16 protein-coding genes and 2 pseudogenes are annotated in these 18674 nt (G+C 60.6%); 14 read left to right on the top strand and 4 right to left on the bottom strand.

The features are described from left to right. Positions 1 to 6: 6 nt before the first annotated feature. The 5 genes from EPJ54_RS15685 (at position 7) to EPJ54_RS15670 (ending at position 7184) form a co-directional block, all read left to right on the top strand. Positions 7 to 918, top strand: coding sequence for a hypothetical protein (locus EPJ54_RS15685; RefSeq protein ID WP_135212670.1), 912 nt, complete (start codon positions 7 to 9; stop codon positions 916 to 918). Further along, complete coding sequence (locus EPJ54_RS15680; RefSeq protein WP_135212669.1) at positions 915 to 1823, top strand: hypothetical protein; 909 nt, start codon at positions 915 to 917, stop codon at positions 1821 to 1823. The genes EPJ54_RS15685 and EPJ54_RS15680 overlap by 4 nt, the downstream gene beginning before the upstream one ends. Beyond that, positions 1816 to 4113: a hypothetical protein gene (locus EPJ54_RS15675; RefSeq protein ID WP_135212668.1), complete on the top strand. Its 2298-nt coding sequence runs from the start codon at positions 1816 to 1818 to the stop codon at positions 4111 to 4113. The genes EPJ54_RS15680 and EPJ54_RS15675 overlap by 8 nt, the downstream gene beginning before the upstream one ends. Before the next feature lie 284 nt (positions 4114 to 4397). After that, on the top strand, positions 4398 to 4562 hold the full coding sequence (locus EPJ54_RS19910; RefSeq protein WP_167755769.1) for a hypothetical protein: 165 nt from the start codon (positions 4398 to 4400) through the stop codon (positions 4560 to 4562). A 132-nt stretch (positions 4563 to 4694) separates the two neighbouring features. Further along, on the top strand, positions 4695 to 7184 hold the full coding sequence (locus EPJ54_RS15670) for a DnaB-like helicase C-terminal domain-containing protein (RefSeq protein WP_135212667.1): 2490 nt from the start codon (positions 4695 to 4697) through the stop codon (positions 7182 to 7184). 42 nt (positions 7185 to 7226) lie between these two features. On the opposite strand, the gene EPJ54_RS20130 is transcribed toward EPJ54_RS15670, so the two are convergent. The 3 genes and pseudogenes from EPJ54_RS20130 to EPJ54_RS20125 form a co-directional block, all read right to left on the bottom strand. Then, on the bottom strand, positions 7227 to 8534 hold the full coding sequence (locus EPJ54_RS20130) for a DnaB-like helicase C-terminal domain-containing protein (RefSeq protein WP_239590966.1): 1308 nt from the start codon (positions 8532 to 8534) through the stop codon (positions 7227 to 7229). Positions 8535 to 8963: 429 nt separating this feature from the next. After that, a pseudogene (locus EPJ54_RS20510) lies at positions 8964 to 9302 on the bottom strand (toll/interleukin-1 receptor domain-containing protein); the annotation flags it as partial. Between the two features lie 37 nt (positions 9303 to 9339). After that, positions 9340 to 11031 (bottom strand): DUF262 domain-containing protein, encoded by a 1692-nt coding sequence (locus tag EPJ54_RS20125; protein ID WP_239590965.1) that lies wholly within the window; start codon positions 11029 to 11031, stop codon positions 9340 to 9342. Here EPJ54_RS20125 and EPJ54_RS20120 point away from each other — a divergent pair. After that, positions 11014 to 11349 carry a hypothetical protein gene (locus tag EPJ54_RS20120; RefSeq protein ID WP_239590964.1) on the top strand — a complete coding sequence of 112 codons (336 nt, stop codon included), beginning with the start codon at positions 11014 to 11016 and terminating at the stop codon, positions 11347 to 11349. The genes EPJ54_RS20125 and EPJ54_RS20120 overlap by 18 nt on opposite strands. Positions 11350 to 11877: 528 nt before the next feature. Here the strand turns inward: EPJ54_RS20120 and EPJ54_RS20455 are convergent. Next, a pseudogene (locus EPJ54_RS20455) lies at positions 11878 to 12357 on the bottom strand (toll/interleukin-1 receptor domain-containing protein); the annotation flags it as partial. On the opposite strand from EPJ54_RS20455, the gene EPJ54_RS15655 reads away from it, so the two are divergent. The 8 genes from EPJ54_RS15655 (at position 12284) to EPJ54_RS19905 (ending at position 18663) form a co-directional block, all read left to right on the top strand. Further along, entirely contained in the window at positions 12284 to 13426 is a 1143-nt protein-coding gene (locus EPJ54_RS15655) for a patatin-like phospholipase family protein (RefSeq protein ID WP_135212664.1), read from the top strand. The pseudogene EPJ54_RS20455 and the gene EPJ54_RS15655 overlap by 74 nt on opposite strands. Before the next feature lie 166 nt (positions 13427 to 13592). Further along, on the top strand, positions 13593 to 14411 hold the full coding sequence (locus EPJ54_RS15650; RefSeq protein WP_167755767.1) for a TonB-dependent receptor plug domain-containing protein: 819 nt from the start codon (positions 13593 to 13595) through the stop codon (positions 14409 to 14411). After that, entirely contained in the window at positions 14326 to 14523 is a 198-nt protein-coding gene (locus EPJ54_RS20450; protein ID WP_135212662.1) for a VirB8/TrbF family protein, read from the top strand. Before EPJ54_RS15650 ends, EPJ54_RS20450 begins: the two co-directional genes overlap by 86 nt. Continuing rightward, positions 14520 to 15362 carry a TrbG/VirB9 family P-type conjugative transfer protein gene (locus EPJ54_RS15640; RefSeq protein WP_135212661.1) on the top strand — a complete coding sequence of 281 codons (843 nt, stop codon included), beginning with the start codon at positions 14520 to 14522 and terminating at the stop codon, positions 15360 to 15362. The genes EPJ54_RS20450 and EPJ54_RS15640 overlap by 4 nt, the downstream gene beginning before the upstream one ends. Beyond that, complete coding sequence (locus tag EPJ54_RS15635) at positions 15359 to 16480, top strand: TraB/TrbI/VirB10 family type IV secretion system protein (protein WP_135212660.1); 1122 nt, start codon at positions 15359 to 15361, stop codon at positions 16478 to 16480. The genes EPJ54_RS15640 and EPJ54_RS15635 overlap by 4 nt, the downstream gene beginning before the upstream one ends. Continuing rightward, positions 16477 to 16815: a helix-turn-helix transcriptional regulator gene (locus EPJ54_RS15630; RefSeq protein WP_135212659.1), complete on the top strand. Its 339-nt coding sequence runs from the start codon at positions 16477 to 16479 to the stop codon at positions 16813 to 16815. The genes EPJ54_RS15635 and EPJ54_RS15630 overlap by 4 nt, the downstream gene beginning before the upstream one ends. A 482-nt stretch (positions 16816 to 17297) precedes the next feature. Continuing rightward, positions 17298 to 18167, top strand: coding sequence for an integrase core domain-containing protein (locus EPJ54_RS15620; RefSeq protein ID WP_135212658.1), 870 nt, complete (start codon positions 17298 to 17300; stop codon positions 18165 to 18167). 103 nt (positions 18168 to 18270) lie between these two features. Next, positions 18271 to 18663: a hypothetical protein gene (locus EPJ54_RS19905; protein ID WP_167755766.1), complete on the top strand. Its 393-nt coding sequence runs from the start codon at positions 18271 to 18273 to the stop codon at positions 18661 to 18663. Positions 18664 to 18674: the final 11 nt, after the last annotated feature.

The following is an 18674-nucleotide window of genomic DNA, read 5'->3' as shown; positions in this document are numbered from 1 at the left end:
GACCGCATGAGCCTTGACCCCGTGATCGCGCAACGCAACCTCGACCTGCTCAAGGCCGATCCCCACGGGAGCGTGTTGTTGCGCAATCTGCATTGGTCATTGGATTCGCATTTCGCCGCCTCGGCGCCTGGCCTGCGACAGAACATATTGGATGCGCTCGCCTCCGCGCTTGCGATCGACGAGCCGAGTTGGAGCAAGGCGCAATTGGCGCAAGCGGCTGCGGCTCGCATCGCTGCGTACGCGGGATCGTGCTGTGGTCCCGATTGCTATCAAGTGGGCGCGCGGGAGAACGACGGCTTCGCTCACGCCATGCACTTGTCGGGCGCGCTGCAACAGCCCGCCTCCCTCATCGATGATCTCGATGGCGCGATTCCCATGGACGAGGATGCCGACCTGCCCAGCCCGCGCCTGCGCGCGGGCGCCATCTTGGGCCATCATCACGGCATGTGGTGGTTTACCCATTACAGCGAGATCTTGGACGCAAGCCACACCAAGCGCACTGGCGAGGATCTATTGGCCTTGCTTGGTTTCCCCGCCGATCGGCGCAGCGGTCATTTCATTTTGGTGAGCACGCCTGCTCGATGCGCGCAATTGACCACAAGCGCGCGACGCCCCACCGCGCTCGACGGTCCAGAACATTCGCGCCTGAAGGTGGGTCATCTGGACGCGACACGGCCTCCGCACTTTGGCGCCACGGCCGATCTCACCAGCTTGCCGCCGGCGATCACGGACGGCGTCATGGAAGCGGTCGCACCTCCACTGGCGCTAGACGGCATCATCACCGACCTGGACGTCTTCTGCGCGCGCAGCGCGAGCGTTGTCCACGACGAGGATCTGCACTTTCAAAGCGCGCTTGAGAGCTTCCGCACGATCGACGTGGTCGTGGCCGATCTCAAGAGACACTTGGGGCTGCCATGAAGGATTGGAACGCCCAAGTTTGGGGCCAATGGCTCTTGATCGGCGCGTCACGAGCGAGTGACGAAGCCTCGGCGATCCGACGCACGGCGTTCTCGCCCATTCTACTTAGTCCGCGCGAATCGATCGCGCGTTCCGTGGCTAGGTATGTGAACGCCCAATTGGGCGTCGAGTTCGCCGCCCGCGACGCCGGCATCGTTCTCGCTCTCAACCATTGGACACCTGAGCGTGGCGGATTGCCCATCCTGCTTGAGCTAACCCGACGTTGGCGTCCGATCGGCGCGGCGGACGCGATCGTTCATGTCGTGCGCTCAGGCGCGTTGGACTTTTTATCAGCAGGCCAGCTCGACACGATCGTGGCCTCGGGATTTCACACCCTCGCCAAACTCAATGACGCCAGCGCGGTCGCGGCTTTCGAGGCCCAATTGCGTGTTCATGAGGTATGGGCGCGTGATCGTCATACGGCCGCCTGTCTGGTGGCCAGCGCCCAGACTTCTCCTGCGACATGGGCGTTTCACGTCAACCGCTTCGCCCGCGAACTCGCCCGCCTAAGCCCGTTGGCACGCGCCGAGATCGCGCGTGCACTCGCAGCGCTCATTGGCTTGGAGACGTTCATCGCAGCAATCGAGTATAGCGGGACGCTCTCGGACGATGTCCGCGCTCTTTTCTCGGATAGCTTGCGCCGCGAGTTCAACCATGCGCTTTATTTCAAAATAAGGTTAGACCCATCGCGCGCCACAAGGTCCGAACGCGCCAATCGCCACAGCAGCGATCTGCAGCAACTCATCCGCGTGAACTCGATTAATCGCTCCCACCCTTGGGTTCAGGTCCCTGTCGGAGGCCTGCTCCAGGACGTCTTCCAATTGTGGAATGAAGAGCAGCTCGCGGCGGGAGGCAACGGTGAGTGAAACATCCCGCGTGCTTGATACCTCAGTCTATGTGCGCCACACGGTGCTGATGCGCCGGTTGGTGCGCGCAAATGAATTCGACGGCCGCCGCAAGAAGAAGGCCGAAATATTCTATTTCTGCGACGCGAACGTGCTCATCGAACTCGGCACGATCATGAATCTGGCCCACGCTACGAATTTGTTCGGTGTTGCGCGCCCTGAGACACTGGACGATTTCTTCGACTACAAACTTGAAAACGAATTGGGTCCAGAGGCGACGGGCGTGATTGTCGGCGCCTTCGAGACGGCGAGCTACATTGCGAGCGGTCGTCTGCCGGGGCAAGCGCGCAATTTTCTCTTCGTTACGCAGGAACACTACGATGAATTCACCACTTTCCGCAATTATCTGCAGAGCCAAATCAAAGAGAGCACCCGCGAAACGCAGGTCGCTTATGGATCCGAGAACGCTGAGATAAACTTCTCTCCGAGCGGGAGCCCCATTCAGATCGTCAAGGAATTGCTGACGCAGATCGATGACAAGGCCCTCCTGGGGCTCATGCGCGACACGAGCGTGCTCCACCGTCTAACCAAGATCGTTCGCTCTGGTCGTATCATGACAGAGAATGTCGTGACCGGTGCAGCGCTCGACTACGACGAAGATCTCGCGACCACGTTATATCGAGCCATCGCCGAAACGCGCACAAAGAGCGACACCAACGCCAAACGCGATGGCGTCAGTTTGGCGAAATTGACGGCTCTCAACGAAAAATGGCGCGTGGAAGGATCGCAGAGACGATGCGTGCTGCTGACACGAGATGCGGCGATGCATAGCGTCTATCGCAGCCAGTATTTTTCCAGCCCGCTCGGACAGACCGGCGACGCCGACGATTGGTATTTGCTGCGCGAACCGGCGCAGTACGCTCCAGTGCTTAATATTCGCGACTTGCGCGGCGCCGAGCGCGCCGGCCCCTCCCCCGGGGCCACCGCGAGGCAAAGCTTCGAGAATCTGGGCGCCGCGGCGCTGGGTGTGCTGAGCGCCCTGCGGGTGTTGACGTATGACAGTGGCGCCAACAATCAGGTCGTGGAGGAATATCACGAGGAGGGCGCCTTCCTCGATAACGTGCGTAGCACCGAAATGCTGATGGTGTCGCGCACGCCGGAGAACCAAGCCAATATCGAAGCGCTGACATCTCAATGGCGCGAAGCCACCTTGGCCTCGGTGGCCATGAAAGCGAACATCGCAGACATTCCCGAGATCGTGCGGGACCTAACCTCTTGGCTGAAGCAGCCGAGGAATTTGCAGAACCTGCTCCGCGACGTCGAGTCCGTGACAGACCAGGCCGCGCACGATCACGCGGCCTTCGCGCTTCACACAGTGCGCGAGGCCAACAGTACGCGCCACGCTGTCCACCAAAGATCTTCGATCATACTGTTTCGCGAGGAAGAGCGGCAGATTGAGTTGGCCTGGGACTTCAAAGGCGCTTTCGAAGATTACAGGCGCGCCGCGATTGAGTGCCTGGAGCGCGATGCGTGGATGGCGGCCGTTTTTTTTGCGCGCCGCGGCCGACGCCTCTGCGTCGACGCGGAGGGCCGAACTTCCTTAGTCGACAAGCTTGAGTCAGAATACTTGGTCAGCGTTTCGTGCCGACTCGCGCTTCGGCGTATGGCCGATTTGGACGAGGCGCTGACAGCATGCAAGAAGGCGCTATCGGGCGCAACACGGCACGCCTTGGCTGATCACGCACTACGCGCGCGCTCCGAGATGATCTCGGTTCAAATGACCCAGTGGATCTACGCGCACACCTTTGGCGCGCCTTGGGCCATTTCGATCCGTCCTCCGCATTTGGACCGAGCCCGATTCTTTCTCGAGCATAAGAAAGAGAATGAGGTAGGCGACCTCAAAAAGCTTGTTGGCGTCCTTGAGCGCGAATTAGTGGGCGCAAGACAACACCCAAATGTCTTTCTCCGCACGCAAGTTGAGCGTCAGTTGAGCTTCAATCTCTTCATCGCGCGCTGGCTTTTGTGCGCAGTCGAGGCCGACGGGCGGCCCATCAGTCACGAGCAGATAGAGAATGCCTATGTCGCCCTGACGGCGCATCTTTCGCGCGTCGCCAATGGCAATCTGCCGCTTCTCATCTTGGCGCTTCGCGATCTGGCGCTCTTCCTGATCGAGGACGACGACGATCGCCTCATGCTCTTCAGGGGGCATCTCGCGGAGCTGCGTCGTCCCCCAGACAGCAAACTTCCTTCCGTAGCGACCGACCGTTTGGCGGTAGAATATTTGCTTCGCGCATCTGGGCTTGATCCTTGAAGCCCGCCACTCGACGCCGCACGGCGGGCCTGAACGACACATTCCCACAATTACGACGCCTTACCGGCATTGAAGCGCTTGCGCGCGGTGGGCAATGCTAGCGTCGGCATGGGGTCGCTTTGGGGAAGCGACCATTGGGCGTGAAGACTTGGACGCCAGAACCGGCGCCAAAGCGGTTTGGACAAATCCCGCCGATGCGCGGGATCGTCTTCATATGTGAGCATTGCACCCGCGCGACGGCGACAAGTCGAGACGCAGTGTTGCGCGCGTGGGGAGAGCGGGGCGTGATCGCCGAGGCGGCGCGCAGATTGCGCTGCAAATGGTGTGGCAAGCGCGGCATGCGCGCGGCCCTCACCCCACTCTGGGTCAAGGATTATGGCTCCAAATCCGCTCTGGAAAAATTCGTCGAAGATCTCCGCAAACTAAACCCAAGCGGATCGGTAGAATAGCATGGCCGATCAATGCTAAGTTGCGGCTCTGACGCCTTCTGCTTATGCTCGTTTTAATTGACGCTCGGATTAGCGCATTGGCGCCCAAATCAAATCCAAGCGGCGGTCGACCGGGGCGTTTGACGATTAGACATGCCAGATCGCCTGGTTTTTCTCTCCTATCACAAGCCCAACAGAGTGTTGGCTGCAGAACTCGCGCGTCGCTTCGCAGAGCGCCGGGCGCGATCTGGCCTAGATGTCGAATTCTGGTTCGACGAGCGACTGGAGGGCGGCGACCACTGGGACGAAGTGGTCCAGAACAAGCTGCACGAAGCCGACATCATATTGTTCTTAGTGACGACCGCGTCGCTCAATGCCCGTTACATGTGGGGCAGCGAACTCATGGTGGCGATCGATCGGGCTGCGGAGGGCGCCCGTCTCATCCCGTTGCGACACGCCAACGTGCATTCGCAAATCTACGAGAATATTAAAACGAAAACGCTGCATCGCCTGCCACACAAACCCGCCGATGAGCTTGGCGAGAACGCGTGGTTCGAGGCTGTGCTCGATGGTTTGTTCAAAACATTGGACGCTAGCCTGCAGCAGCGCCCGAGTGTTGCTCGCACTTTTTCTCTCGCCCTTACCGAAGCCAGGCGCCTCACTATCGCCCTGGCCGCCAAGCTCAAGGGCATGGAGAACGCCACATTTGGCCCCGTTGAGGGTCTTGAGATCATCTCGTGCCTCACCGGATGTCGTCTTGCGCTCGCGGGCGCAGATCCGCTTCAGATTGCAGTGGATCTTGAGGGGTGGCGTAGGCGGTTAGCGCCCGCGCGCGTGAAGATCCTCCCATCAATCCATGCACTAGGACACGAATTGGGCGAACTCGTCCAAGCGATCGAGGCTGTGCAAACGTGGGCGAGCGAGGAGCAGCCAGCGCCTGCCCTGGACTCGCTTGCGCCGCGGCAATTGCTCGATTCGAAAATCCACGCCGATATGGTGTCCAAGACACGCGCCAGCGTGGATGACGCGGGCGCCGCCTTGGATGAAGTCTATGCGAGCAACACCTCTCTAACGCGCCAGCTCTCCGATCAGGCCAAACCGTTGCTTGAACAAGCGCGCCTGCATTTGGATCTAGAGCATGTTGATGTAACAGCGCTGCAAGTGAATGTGGACGGCTTTCGCCGCGAGGAGCGCGCTTATAGCAATTCGGCCGCCGCTCAAGGCGTGCCCCCCTCCGACGCAGACCTTGCCTTGGCCTCCTCCGCCGATTTGCTCCGCCGCGACGCCATGGAGCTGGTGAAGCGCGCCAACAACGCCAACGACAATACGGTAATTGAGGCGCCGCCCCATGACCTCGGTGCAGAGGAAGCCCTTTTGGGCGCGCTTCTCTTCGACAACGAAATCCTCAATCGCATCACGTCACGGCTGCACGCACAGCACTTTTTCCTGCCATTACATGGACGCATTTTCGAGGAATGCGGGACCATGATCGCTTCTGGAATGCTCGCGGATGGGGTGACCTTGAAGGAGAGGTTTGCCGGCGACGAAGCTCTGCGCGCTGCCGGTGGCGCGGTATTTTTGATGCGCTTGATGGAACGTGCAGCCACAACCAGCGCGGACGCCGCATACTACGCTGAGTGGATCGTTGACCTTGCACTACGGCGACAGCTTCTCAACGCGGCGCGCGAGATGTTGGATCTCGCACAACAGCCGCCCGACTCGATGAACGCGACCGACATCATTGAGCAGACCGAAAGATCGCTCTTCGGCATAAGCGAACCCGTCTACTCCGATAGGGGTTTTTTTGGTTTTCGTCGGGCGCTCACATCATCGATAGAGACCGCCACGCTCGCACGTAACGACGTAGCGCCCGATCCTTGCTTGCGCACCCACTTTAGCCAAGTGGATGAAGTCTTGGGAGGACTGCACGCGTCGGATCTCTTGCTTCTGTGCAGCGAGAGCGAGACGGATTTAACCGCAATCGCGGCCCATCTTGCGCTCAATGTAGCCGGCGCTCGTATGGACGCCCAGACCCGCGACAATTGGCGCGATCTGGCCGACTCCGGCGGTGTGGTTGGCTATGTCTCCGTTCGCGCGTCAGCTGAACTCATCGCCACGCAAATCCTCTCCAGCGCGACCGGAATCAGCATCACTGATTTACGCGCGGGCCGCTTGAACGCTTCCACGTATGGGCGGATTACGGATAAAGCCCTCGAACTAGAGAATCTACCGCTTCACTTCGACGAAACGCCAACAATTACGCTGGCGCAAATTACTACACGGGCGCGGCGTCTCAAGCGCACGGCGGGCCTCGATCTTCTCATCGTCGACAACATCTCTGAAATTGTACCAATAGATCGCTTCGCCGACCGTGTTCGCGAGCTCGAGATCATCGCCCATACACTGAAGGTGCTCGCGAAAGATTTGGCGATTCCAGTCCTCGCCGCCTGGAACGGCGCGCAATCTAACGAGGGCGCCTTCGAGCGCGTCGCCCTATACGCGGATGTCATTTTGGATGTCGCGCGCAGTCAAGCGGGCGACACGGAATATAAGGCGACCATCGCTAAGAACCAGCACGGCGCCTTGGGCCAGACTTCCATTAAGCTCAACCAAGCTCGCCGCCTCAACTTCGCGCCCGATTGAGCGCAGGCGCGGGCGACCATGCAGGGCGGCCTATCACGCCCCCTAATCGCCAAGCTCCAGGAACTTTGGCCCTTTTGATGAAAACATCAATTGGATGCCGCCCGTTTTATGCTCGGGGTGCTTGACCGCGACCAACTCAGCTCGATTTGCGGCTTCCTCGAGTTTCTTCTGCCAGAAGTAGTGCTTTTCAGTCCCGGGTGCGGGTTCACGCCGCAGGTGATAATATTCTTCACGGTACAACATCAGGGCCATACCTGTGTGGCGCAAGATGCGCCCCGACAGGTCACGCAACACCGGTCTCTTGTCGCGGCGCCGTTCGACCGATGGCGACAAGGTTGCAATCGCAAGAACAGGCGTATCGAGTGCGCGCGCCATCTGCGCCAAAGCGGCCAAATTCTCGCTAACGTTTCCCTCGTTCAATCTGTCAACCGGGTCCACGACGATGAGATCAAGCCCTTCGGCTCCAGAGGCGATTGCTTGCGCGCGCTCCCACAACTGATCGAGCGACATGTCGGGGTCGGCCTCAAACTGCAACGGCAAGCCTTGGGAGGCTAGCGCCGCATCCCGCAAACCTGCGTATTCGTCTTCGCTGATCTCGCCACGGCGGATCCGATGGGGTTCAATTTCGACCTCCGCAGCGAGCGCTCTCGTCGCTATCTGCTCTGCATCTAGATCGAGCGTGACGTAGAGCACCGGGGCTTGCTTGGCGATCGCGCGCGCCCAGCCCAGAGCAAGCGACGTGGAGCCCATGGCGGGACGCGCCGCCAACAAGGTAACGGCCCCCCGCGGCAGTCCGCCGAAGCAAACGTCAAAGTCCGAACAGCCCGTCTCCACATAGCCCAGAGAGGCTTCACGCACATCCCCGCCAGGCGCCGCATTGCCGAGGACACGTGCGTAGAGTGCTGAAGCACTGCTTGCAGCGTCGCCTACGGCTTCGGCCAGATCACGCCTACGCTCGCGAGCGATATCGCTCGCATTCGCACCCAGCTCACTGACAACGGCGTCATAAGCCACGTGCTCGCGCGAGAGCGCGTCTACCTCCTCCAACACGGCGCCAGCATCGGGGGCTTTTTCTTCCAGAAGCAACTGGGCCAGTTCCACATGCTTGCCGCCTTGGATCACAAAATGCTGGCGGGCGTCGGCCTCCAATGGCGTCGGTGGTCGGGCCGCTAGGGCGAGCGTCTCCAGGCTGGTGTCTGCCGCCCGTAAGCGCGCGCGCGTGTCGCCAATCTCCTGGTTTACCCGCGACGCCTCGGCCACGGCTGATCGCCTGGCCTGTTCCGTATCGCGCGCATTCTCTTCGCCGGCCCAGGCTTGCACAGCCTCCACCGCATGGACGAGATCGGCCAAAGCGCGCGCGTGCTCTGGAAGCGTTAGACTAAGCTTCACCCGATAGACTGAGGCGCGCTCGCGCCAATATTCGATACTCCGCGCCAATTGCCGTGGGTCGGTGACGATGAACGCCCCCTCCAATCCTCCCAGGCAACGGTGGATGTCTGACGCAAGCACCGCGCCAAACTGAATCGTGGACGCGCCCTCGAAAAGGCCTTGCGTGTTTGTCAGCGCCTCGCGCGCCGCCTCAAGCGCCTTCGCCAATTCGCCGCTAGGAGCAGGCCGTTGCAACAGAGCATTCTGAACAGCAATCTTTACCGCGGCGACCACCTGGTTGATCCATTTGCGTTCGCCAATTCGATCGGCGCGTTCAGACGGCACTCGATGGCAACCCCGCGTGGCTGCATGGGTTAGTATCGGGGCGTCTACTCCGCCATGGTGCAGCGCAATGACGCGCGCGCCTTCCCGCTGTCTTTCAATCGCCGCCGGCAATTCCTCTGACCACATATAAGTGGCCCCCAAAGAACTCTCGGTCACCAGAAAGAGAATGATGTCAGCTTGCCCAATCTTGCGTTGGATCAACGGATCCCAGCGATCACCGCCTTCAACATGCGCGTCATACCAGACTTCAATAACGGGCTGAGGCGCGTCGTCGTGCATCAAGTGTTCTTTGTCGAGCGGGCTTTTAAGCGCGCGCTTGAGTGCACGCGCCAGCGCGTCCGCGACGGCGCGGTTGCGTTTATGATAGGACAAGAACACAAGCTTGTCGGGCTGGGGCTCAACCATTTGATTGCCCTAGGTTCGGTTCCAGCCGCGCCATGGGTTAGACAGCGGCGTCTGCGGGTGGCGCCTGAGGTTGCGCAATTCCCCAATCGTGCAGGAGCGCATGGACCAAGCGTTCTTGGCGCGTCTCGATCGCGTCCTCTGTCCACGCTTCGATCCCCTCAAGATCTCTTGTCAGGGCAAGCGCGGGCCAGCGTCGGTCAAAAAGAACTTTCAGTTTCTCTGCATAAGGCTTGGTCTCGGTTTGCTGCGCTTGCTGGGTGGAGACAAGCGTGAGATTTCCCAGAAGATCACACAATTCAGCGCGTTTCGCGGCGTCCGGAAACGATCTTGCCCAGACGAAGGAGGCGCTCTTGGGCAAAATGTGCTCCACCGAAATATCGTCCGCGAGGGATAAGAGCGCCCCGCCGGGGAGTGCTGCTTCCACGCGCAGCAACATGAGACGCCGTTGGCGATCACGCTTACGCGAGCGGTTCAATGTCGCCGCCAGTTTCATAATCTCTTCGGGTCGCAGGCGGATCTCGGCCAACGCTGCATCGGCATTAGCGACTGCCAATTGACGCAAGGCGCGACGATAGCGCTCAGCCAAAGTGCGGAAATCTATGGCCATGAGTTCTCCGGCAAATGCGAAGAGTTCCAGCGCGCAGAAGAAGTCTCGCACCTTCTGGGGGTCCGGGCGCTCAGCCAAAAATGCAACTGCGCTCGGAAACCAATCCCAAGTTTCCAATTGATGCATCAAAAACAGGCGGCGTCGGACTTCGTCTGTGTGTTCCTTCGCGTCCACGCCGAGAGACATGAGTTCACCTGCCGCCTCCGCGAACCGCGGCAATCGATCAAACAGAAACTCCCTTATTCCGCATGCCTGCTCAACGGCTCGTCGGAAGCCATGCGTGTCATGGGGCGTGGAAAGTGCGTTCGCTCCCATCAGCGTTGGGCTCAAGAACAACAACTTGGCGAAGTCTTCGCGGCTCAACCTTGTCTCAGCGATCGCCCATAGCTTCGCGGCGAGGTTGGCGTCGTCTTGGGAGAATTCAGAATTCTCAATGAGGTCGCTCTTGATAATGTCGGCTGCCGAGAGGCGCGCGCCCCGTTGGTTCAAATTCTCGAACACCGACAACATCAATTTGTTGTCGGTCGCATAGACCAAATTTACCTGACACCGCTGAGAGATGAAGTTTGCGAGTTCGGCGTACTCAGCTTGACTGAGAGGCGCCAAAGCATCGTCGATTGCACGTGCAGCCTCGATCATTGCGTCCAATGACGCCACACCTGTGGAGCGATGCGCGACGAGCGCATGAAAATGACCGGGCTCCAGGACAAATGCGCGAAAGAACGCGGCGTCTCCGTCGCGCAAGTGCAGCCGCGGCCTCCCCTCCTCTCCTATGAGAAAGCTCTGAACATGGTCACCCCCCTCCAGCATTCGGTCGCGGATAGCGGCAAAGAGCATGCTCAAAGTAACAAGCCGTTGCTGCCCGTCTGTAAGCTCCGGCGCGCCAGATGATTGTTCGACCAGCATCATCTGGCCCAGAAAATACAAGAGCCGGTCTTCACGCATCGTGCGCCGCATATCTTCTATAAGCTGCACGACCTCCCGTTCGCTCCAGGTGAAGGGGCGCTGGTAGCGGGGCACTTTGAGGCCCAAATTGCGTTTGAGCAGATCGGCGATGGTAACAATTTTGCTTTGTAACCCCGCCGGGTCTCCACTCTCGTCTCCTTGAGCAAGCTTGCGCAAACGCGCGATATCGCCACTCAGCGCACGCGTGTTTCGGTCAAGATCGTCATCGAGCGCAGCATTATCGTTCACGCCTGCGAGGCTTTTGGTGGCGGCGTAGCTCTGCTGGCTGACCTGAAAGCCCGCGATGTTCTCTTCGATCGCGGAGACATCGACACTGGGCATGGTGAGATGGAGGCTTGCCTCTTGCAGAAATGGTCGAGCGTGATCGGCAAGATCCTCGATCAGCGCGCGCACGGGCGTGTCCGCATTGGCGCGCAGCGCATTGAGGGTTTGGTCCGTGGAGGCGATCCGCGCCTGGGTCTGGGCCAGCAATAAGGGTTCGGCTTCGGCGGAGACAAAGGCGGGCGCCTGCACTCCCTGCAACGGCGATTGGGGCTGTTCTTCGCTAGCCCAAGTCTGCAACTCCTCTACGGCGTGTATGAAGTCGCGTACCTGATTGGAGAGCGCTGGAAGCGCCCGCGAGAGCTTGACCCGCGCTGGCGCCAAACGTCTGCGCCAAGCCTCAAGGTCTCGCGCCATGTGACGAGGATCGGAAAGGCGCAACGCCAAAGACGAGCCAGTCACGCAAGCCGCCAACTCCCCACCGCTCAAATTGCCAAAGGTCGCGTGCTCAACACCGCTAACGCTCAGCGCGAGTTCATCCGCGAGCTGGCGCGCATGTGCGATCGCTTCTACGAGCATGCCCGAGGGGGCGGGATGCTGGCGCAAGCTGGCGATGATCGAGTTGAAGACTCCATCTAGAACAGCTTCTATCCATGCCGCCTCACCCAATTCGCCTACGGTCTTATCGGGGAGCCGATGGAGGTGACGGGTCTCGGCATCCCGATAGATGGGGACGCTTACGTTGCTGAAGCGCAAGGGGATAACACGGACACCTTGGCGCATGCGCTCGCGCGCGATGGCAAGTTCGTCATGCCACATATAAGTGGCGTTAACGGAAGCGTCCGTGACCAAGAATAGAATGATGTCTGCGGCACGCAGCCTCGACTCAACGATCGATGGCCATCGATCGCCGCCCGCCAGGTCTGCGTCGAACCAGAGCGCGACATCGAGCCCCTCTTCCGCGCGACGACGATCGAACGCTTCGGCCAGTGCGGCCGCAATGGCGTGATTGGGCTTGTGATAGGAAAGAAAGACAAGGCGCTCGGCTTCTGTCGCGCCGCGCTCCCCTGAGGGGGCGCGTCCTGGAGATGGATTTAAGGATGACCCGCTCACGCAGCCATTATAACCTGCGGTAGTGGAGGCGGGAATGGGCAAGGAAGTCGACCGGCATCTTTTCTCGGAAGGACGCAAGCGCGTGCTGTGCCTCGACGGCGGGGGCATACGCGGGCTCTTGAGCGTGGCCGTGCTTGAGCGGGTCGAAGCGATCCTGCGCGCGCGTCAACCTGCCGAGAAACAGCCAACCTTCGTGCTCTCCGACTATTTCGACCTCATCGCGGGGACATCGACAGGTTCAATAATCGCCGCGCTGCTGGCGCTTGGGAAAACCATGAAAGAGGTGCGCGCAGCCTATGAGGAGCTGGGCCCCCTCATCTTCTCCAAGCCGCGGGCGGGCGCCCCTGTGCTCCAGGCCAAATATGAAGCGGGCCCATTCGACGCGGAATTGAAGGACGCCCTACACGAGACGACGCTCGGCGGTCACGGCCTGCGCACGGGCTTGTTGATCACGTGCCATCGCATGGACAATGGCTCGGCGTGGATCTTGTGCAACAATAAGGAGGGCAAATATTGGAGGCACGATTCCACCCGCCCCATCAGGCATTTGGTGCGGGCGAGTGCGGCCGCCCCCACCTATTTTGATCCGATCATTCTACCGATTGGCAACGCTCAGACCGGGCTCTTTCTCGACGGCGCAATGAGCGGGCTCAACAATCCGTCCTTAGCCACGCTCATCTACGTACTTGGCGCAGAATATAAGCTCGGTTGGAAAGCCGGCGTTGATGAGCTTTTCATGTTAAGCGTCGGCACCGGCTACAAACGCTATTTGAGGGATCAAGCGGACTTCGCGGGCAAGATCGTTGGGTTTCAGGCGAGCGATGCGCTAACGGGTTTGATCCACCAATCGTCCTTCCAAGCTTTGATGACGATGCAGGCGCTGTCTTATTCAACCGAGCCCTTCATCCTCAACGGCGAAGTGTCCGGTTTGGCCGACACCAATATTGCTGGGAAGCCGCTCTTGCATTTCGAGCGCGTGGACGCGCCGCTCGACGGCGAAACGCAACAAAAAGACCTTGGCCTCTTCCTCAACGAGGCGGAGCTTGAAGATCTTGAGCGTATGGACAATTGCAAGAAGCCAAATCTTGGCAATCTGCACCTCATCGGCCAGCGCTACGCTGCGCGATTGAAGGAAACGCGTTTGCCTTCGACGTTCGATATTGGCGCTGCGCCATAAAAGACATCTCTCGCGCACCGTACTTTGCACATTTGGTTCGTCTTACCTCTAGCGATCCCACTCAACGAAGATCGCTGGAGGGGAATCTATGCCATCTGCGCCATTACGCTCTTCGTTTCGCGCACGCCTCATCGCTGCACTTTTGACCTCAACGAGCGCGCTTCCCATGGCGGCGCATGCTGACGCCCAAACGTCGAATACATCCGAGCGGCCTGTCAGCTATAACATTCCCGCCCAACCGCTGCCGGCCGCCCTTCTGGCCTTCGCGCAACAATCCGGCGTCGAAGTCTTGTTTGCCTATGATGAAGTTTCAGGCGTACGCGCGCCGGCGCTTGTCGGCGCGCACACGCGCGCGGATGCGCTGCGCATTCTCCTCTCTGGCGCCGATATCAGCGCCAACGTGGGCGCCGACGGCGTCGTGCGCCTGGAATATCCTTCCCGCCCCCAGGGCGAGGCCCGGCTGATCCCAACCGACGCGCCGGCGTCGACGACGGCGCCGAACCGTCCCGCGCCCGCCGCATTGGATCCAATCGACGGCGATGACCTTGTCGTCACTGGCACTCGCATCCGCGGCGCCGGCCCCATTGGCTCCCATGTGGTGACGCTGGACCACGTCGCCATCGAAGAGAGCGGGCTTGCGACCAGCGAAGAGTTGATGCGCACGCTGCCGCAGAATTTCGGCGGCGGCTTTGCCCAACACGTCTCGTTTCAGAATGGCAATATCGGCGGCGGCTCTGGCGTCAATCTGCGCGGCTTGGGCGCTGACGCCACGCTCACGCTCGTCAACGGCCGGCGCCAGCCCGTGATGGGTTTACGCGGCAATTTCACCGACATCAGCTCCATTCCCGCGAGTGCGATTGAGCGCATTGAAGTGCTGCCGGACAGCGCCTCGGCCATTTATGGCAGCGAGCTGGATCGAAGCCACACATGGCGCAGATGCGCGCACCAATCAGAGTTTCACCGGGCTTTTCACCATCCGCTTTGACCAGCCACGTAATGCCGATGCGCTCATGCACAATCCGCTGGGTCTCTTCATCACGGAATTCTCGATCTCACCGGAGACGCCGGCGGCGACTTATCCGCGGGGCACGCCATGAGACGCTGCGCGCTCACGACCTCAGCTATTGCCTTTGTCCTCGCGTTTGTGTTCGCGCCCGGAACACGTGCGCAGACCAATCGGGCGACGTCGCCGCTAAACTCACTCGCCGAAGCCAATGCAGAAGCGCGACGCCGTCCAGATCCCGCCAACTTCATCGACGCCACGCAAATCTACGACTTCGCCGACGGCGCGCTCTATGAGATTTATGCCGCACCCGGCTTCATCTCGGCTGTGCTGCTAGAGCCCGGTGAAACCATCACTTCGATCGCCGCAGGCGATACGACGCGCTGGATGGTCGAAGAAGCCTCTAGCGGCCATGAGGGCGAGACCCGTCCGCTCATCCTGGTGAAGCCGCTTCGCGGGGGCGTGCGCACCAACATTCTCGTTGTGACAGACAGACGAGTCTATTCGCTGGAAGCGATCGCGGTCGCTGGCCAAACCTATTCGGCGCGCACCGCTTGGCGCTACGCTGCCGCTGATCCAGCGAGCCTTGCCGAGGGATATGCTGATCCCACTGCGATCAACACAGGCTATCGCATTCGCGTGGCGCGTGGACCAAGCCCGCGCTGGCTGCCGCGCAGCGTCTATGACGACGGACAGCGCACCTACATCGAGTTTCCGCCCGAACTGGCAACAACTGAAGCACCGCCTCTCTTCGTGCTCGATGGCGGCGAGCCTGCTTTGGTCAATTACCGGACGATCTCCAATCGCTACGTGATTGATCGCTTGTTCGATGCTGCTGAACTTCGGCTTGGCGGCGAGCGCCCCACCATCGTGCGCATCACCCGCAACGGCGCGTCAACACATCCGCCGACCACGCCCCGGAGACGTCGATGACCAATTCAACAACGGGCGCGTCGGACGACGAAGTCCCGATCCGTCCGAAGCCCCACATTCCGCCGACGATCTCAATCCGCGCTTCGGCGCCTAAGCCGCGCCGTCTCTCGCGCAAATTGCTGATGGGTGGCGCGCTTCTACTTGGAAGCGCCATAGCGTTGGCGCTGCTCCAAGGCCTCTCGCGCCCCGAACGCGAACGGCGCGCCGAGACTGAAAGCCAGCAAAGCCAAGCCAACATCTCGCCGCCTGAAGCCATACGCGAGGCGCCTGACACCTATGACGCCAACACTTTGGCGCCGCCGATTGATCCAGAGCGCGATTATTTCTGGGGCGATCAAGGACCGCCGGGCGGCGCTTCAGAAGCAAATGAAAATGCGCCGGCCCCAGGCGCTGGGAACGCCGCATCTGCGCCGGCCCAATCGCAGTCGCCAGACCTTGCCGACGCAGAAAGCGCGCGCATCTCCGGACTTCTCTTTTCGCGCACACGGTCAAACACACGCTCAGTTTCGACCGAAGATAGCGCCGTGCTGCAAAGCGGGTACAGGCCGCCGCAATCGAGGTTCACACTTCAAGCTGGCTCCACTATCTCGGCGGCCCTGCTCACGGCTTTGAATTCAGATCAACCCGGCCGCGTCATCGCGCAAGTGAGCGAGAACGTTTTCGACAGCGTCACCGGCAATCATTTGCTCATTCCGCAGGGCGCACGTCTGATCGGCGCCTATGATGCCGACACGCGCTATGGCGACCAACGTCTTCGCGTCACGTGGCGCAGGCTCATCATGCCCAACGGCTGGAGCATCTCGCTTGAAGACATGCCCGGCACGGATGCCGCCGGGACCGCAGGCTTAAGCGGCCAGGCCGACGCACATCTTGGTCGCATCGCCTTTGCCTCGATCTTATCTGGCGTCTTGAGCGTCGCCGCCAATGAGGCCGAAAGCGATGACGAGGATCGCGTCAGCGCAAGCGTCGGCGACGCGTCCGCACAAGAAGCTGCACGCGTGGGCGGGCGTCTAGTTGATCGCGAACTTGATGTGCGCCCCACTCTGCGCATTCGCGCTGGCGCACGCGTTCGTGTGCTCGTGAGCCAAGACATCATCTTGGGTCCTTATCGGCCGTGAATTCCAAGCCCGACCGTTCCTTGCCTCAATTGGAGCTGTTTGGTTCGAATCCAAACTCAGGCCGAAAGGCGAAAAGGAAAGCGCGATCGTCCAAGACGGTCGCCAAAGAGACCCCAGCAATTCCCGCTCTTTCGGCGCCCATTGCGCCACCGCCGAACGCACTTCTGGATGTACGGCGCGCTGCAGCGCGCCTTGGATTATCAAAATCGACGCTCGACAAGATGCGCATGAAGGGCAAGGGGCCGCCATTCGTGAAATCTACCGACCGTTCTGTGCGCTATGATCCGATTGACCTCGACAAGTGGATTGATGAGCGAAGGCGCCAATCATCGTAACCGCGCAACAGACACAAAGCCCAGGTGGGGTCGCTTAGATCATGTCGATCGTCACGCGCTCTACGGGTCGCAGCTCCACCGCTAAGGATAGCGTGTCGAATTCAGCGCACCGGTGCGTGTGAGCGCGCCCATCTCAGCGAGCGCCGCAAGATCGCGCGTCGCCGTGGCCGTCGCCGCGTCGGTGATGGTCATATAATTCTTCGCGCTTAGGCCGCCCACAAAGCCTTCAGGTCCGGCACCGAGCATGCGAAGGAGCGCACGTTCCTGTCGTGAATTGAACGCAGCGCGACGCGCGTCATAACAGCGGCCGCAAACCAGAGGGTCTGGTTTGAATATGCCGGACCGCTCGATGACAGCGATCCAGACGCCACCGCCAAGGCCGAGATCAGGTTTCAGGGATTCTTGGACATACTTGGCGACGGTGGGCCGAGCTAGGCTCTGCCATGGCTAAACTTTCGAACAATCCGGCCGATTAAGCTCATGTGGATTGGTCGCTGGCCTTGGGTTTTGTGTTGGGTTGGGTCGCCTGCTGGTGCTCACCGCGACGGCTGATCGCCTGGCACGACGCGCTCTATCGCGCCTGGTGGCGCATGATATCAGAGCGCCGCGGCGGACGCCCGCGGATCAGTCCTGAACTGATCGCCCTCATCCGCCGTATGGCGCGGGAGAACCCGCTCTGGGGCTCCCCGCGCATCCATGGCGAATTGCTGAAGCTTGGCTTCACGCTCGCCCAATCCACCGTGTCCAAATATATGCCGCCCCGGGCTAGGCACCCGTCGCAAAGCTGGCGCACGTTTCTCACAACCCACGCCAAGCACATTGTCGGCATCGATATGCTGACTGTGCGCACCCTCGGTTTCGATACGCTCTACGCCTTCGTCGTGCTTGGACACGAGCGCCGACGCATCTTGCACGTCGAAGTGACGCCCCGGGCGAACGCGTACTGGCTGGCTTGTGAGATCGCGTGCGCGCTAGGCAATGCCTCGATTGAAGCCCCGATCCTGGTGCGTGACAATGACCGCCTCTATGGCGCTGTCTTCCGCCGTCAGCTCCGCGCCATCGGCGTACGCGATCACCCAACCCAACCGCGTTCCCCCTGGCAGAACGGCCATGTCGAGCGGCTAATCGGCTCGATCCGGCGCGAGTGCCTCGATCACCACATCATCCTCAATGCGGCGCATCTGCGCCGCGTGCTGCGCGACTATGCCGATTATTACAATTTCGACCGCACCCACCTTACTTTAGGCAAGGATTCGCCGCTGACGCGGCCCGTCGAGCCCCGCGGAGGCATCGTTTCACGCCGCGTCCTGGGCGGTTTGCATCGGCGCTACAGCCGCGGCCCGCCGAAATGAGGTTTTCGGAAGGGACAGGTGCTAGTATTGCACCTGCGGGCGCGCTTTGAAGCCCAGGGAAAACTTGCTGCAAAGAGGTCGGGCCCATCGGGGGACCGCCGTTATGGCCAATCCCAGGTCGGCCGCCGGGACGATTTCCCCCGCCCTGGATCAGCAAGAGCGATGCATCGCCCGGCGCGCTCTCGCCATATATCCAGCCTTCGCCGTAGAGCGCGGTTATCGTGTCAGCTATAGGCCCGGGCACCGGCGCTTGTTGGCGGACGCCGAGCACATCCTCAAAGGCGTCGCCCAATCCCGCGAGCGAGAGGTTCCGTCCGTTTCCGTCCGGGCCGCCGACGCCGTCGTAACCGAAGTCGCCGTCGAAGCCGAGCCAACCACCAGCCGCTCGCAGCCCATCGCCGATCTTGCCGAAGATCGATCTTCCGCCGCCGTTCCCCGCGATCTGACCCGCAACAGCTTCCCCGATGGTTTGCCCGATTACATCAGCGCGAAATGAATCATTCCGCG

Origin of the sequence: Vitreimonas flagellata, from assembly GCF_004634425.1 — a bacterium.
Lineage (GTDB): Bacteria > Pseudomonadota > Alphaproteobacteria > Caulobacterales > Aquidulcibacteraceae > Vitreimonas > Vitreimonas flagellata.
This window is presented reverse-complemented; position numbering and strand designations above follow the sequence as displayed.

What these genes read in the sequence shown, in the direction of transcription:
- EPJ54_RS15680 (WP_135212669.1), top strand. Translation starts at nt 915, where the DNA reads ATGAAGGATTGGAACGCCCAAGTTTGGGGCCAATGGCTCTTGATCGGC.
- EPJ54_RS15650 (WP_167755767.1), top strand. Translation starts at nt 13,593, where the DNA reads ATGGCGGCGCATGCTGACGCCCAAACGTCGAATACATCCGAGCGGCCT.
- EPJ54_RS15635 (WP_135212660.1), top strand. Translation starts at nt 15,359, where the DNA reads ATGACCAATTCAACAACGGGCGCGTCGGACGACGAAGTCCCGATCCGT.
- EPJ54_RS15670 (WP_135212667.1), top strand. Translation starts at nt 4,695, where the DNA reads ATGCCAGATCGCCTGGTTTTTCTCTCCTATCACAAGCCCAACAGAGTG.
- EPJ54_RS19905 (WP_167755766.1), top strand. Translation starts at nt 18,271, where the DNA reads ATGGCCAATCCCAGGTCGGCCGCCGGGACGATTTCCCCCGCCCTGGAT.
- EPJ54_RS15685 (WP_135212670.1), top strand. Translation starts at nt 7, where the DNA reads ATGAGCCTTGACCCCGTGATCGCGCAACGCAACCTCGACCTGCTCAAG.
- EPJ54_RS20450 (WP_135212662.1), top strand. Translation starts at nt 14,326, where the DNA reads ATGGCAGCGAGCTGGATCGAAGCCACACATGGCGCAGATGCGCGCACC.
- EPJ54_RS15655 (WP_135212664.1), top strand. Translation starts at nt 12,284, where the DNA reads ATGGGCAAGGAAGTCGACCGGCATCTTTTCTCGGAAGGACGCAAGCGC.
- EPJ54_RS15640 (WP_135212661.1), top strand. Translation starts at nt 14,520, where the DNA reads ATGAGACGCTGCGCGCTCACGACCTCAGCTATTGCCTTTGTCCTCGCG.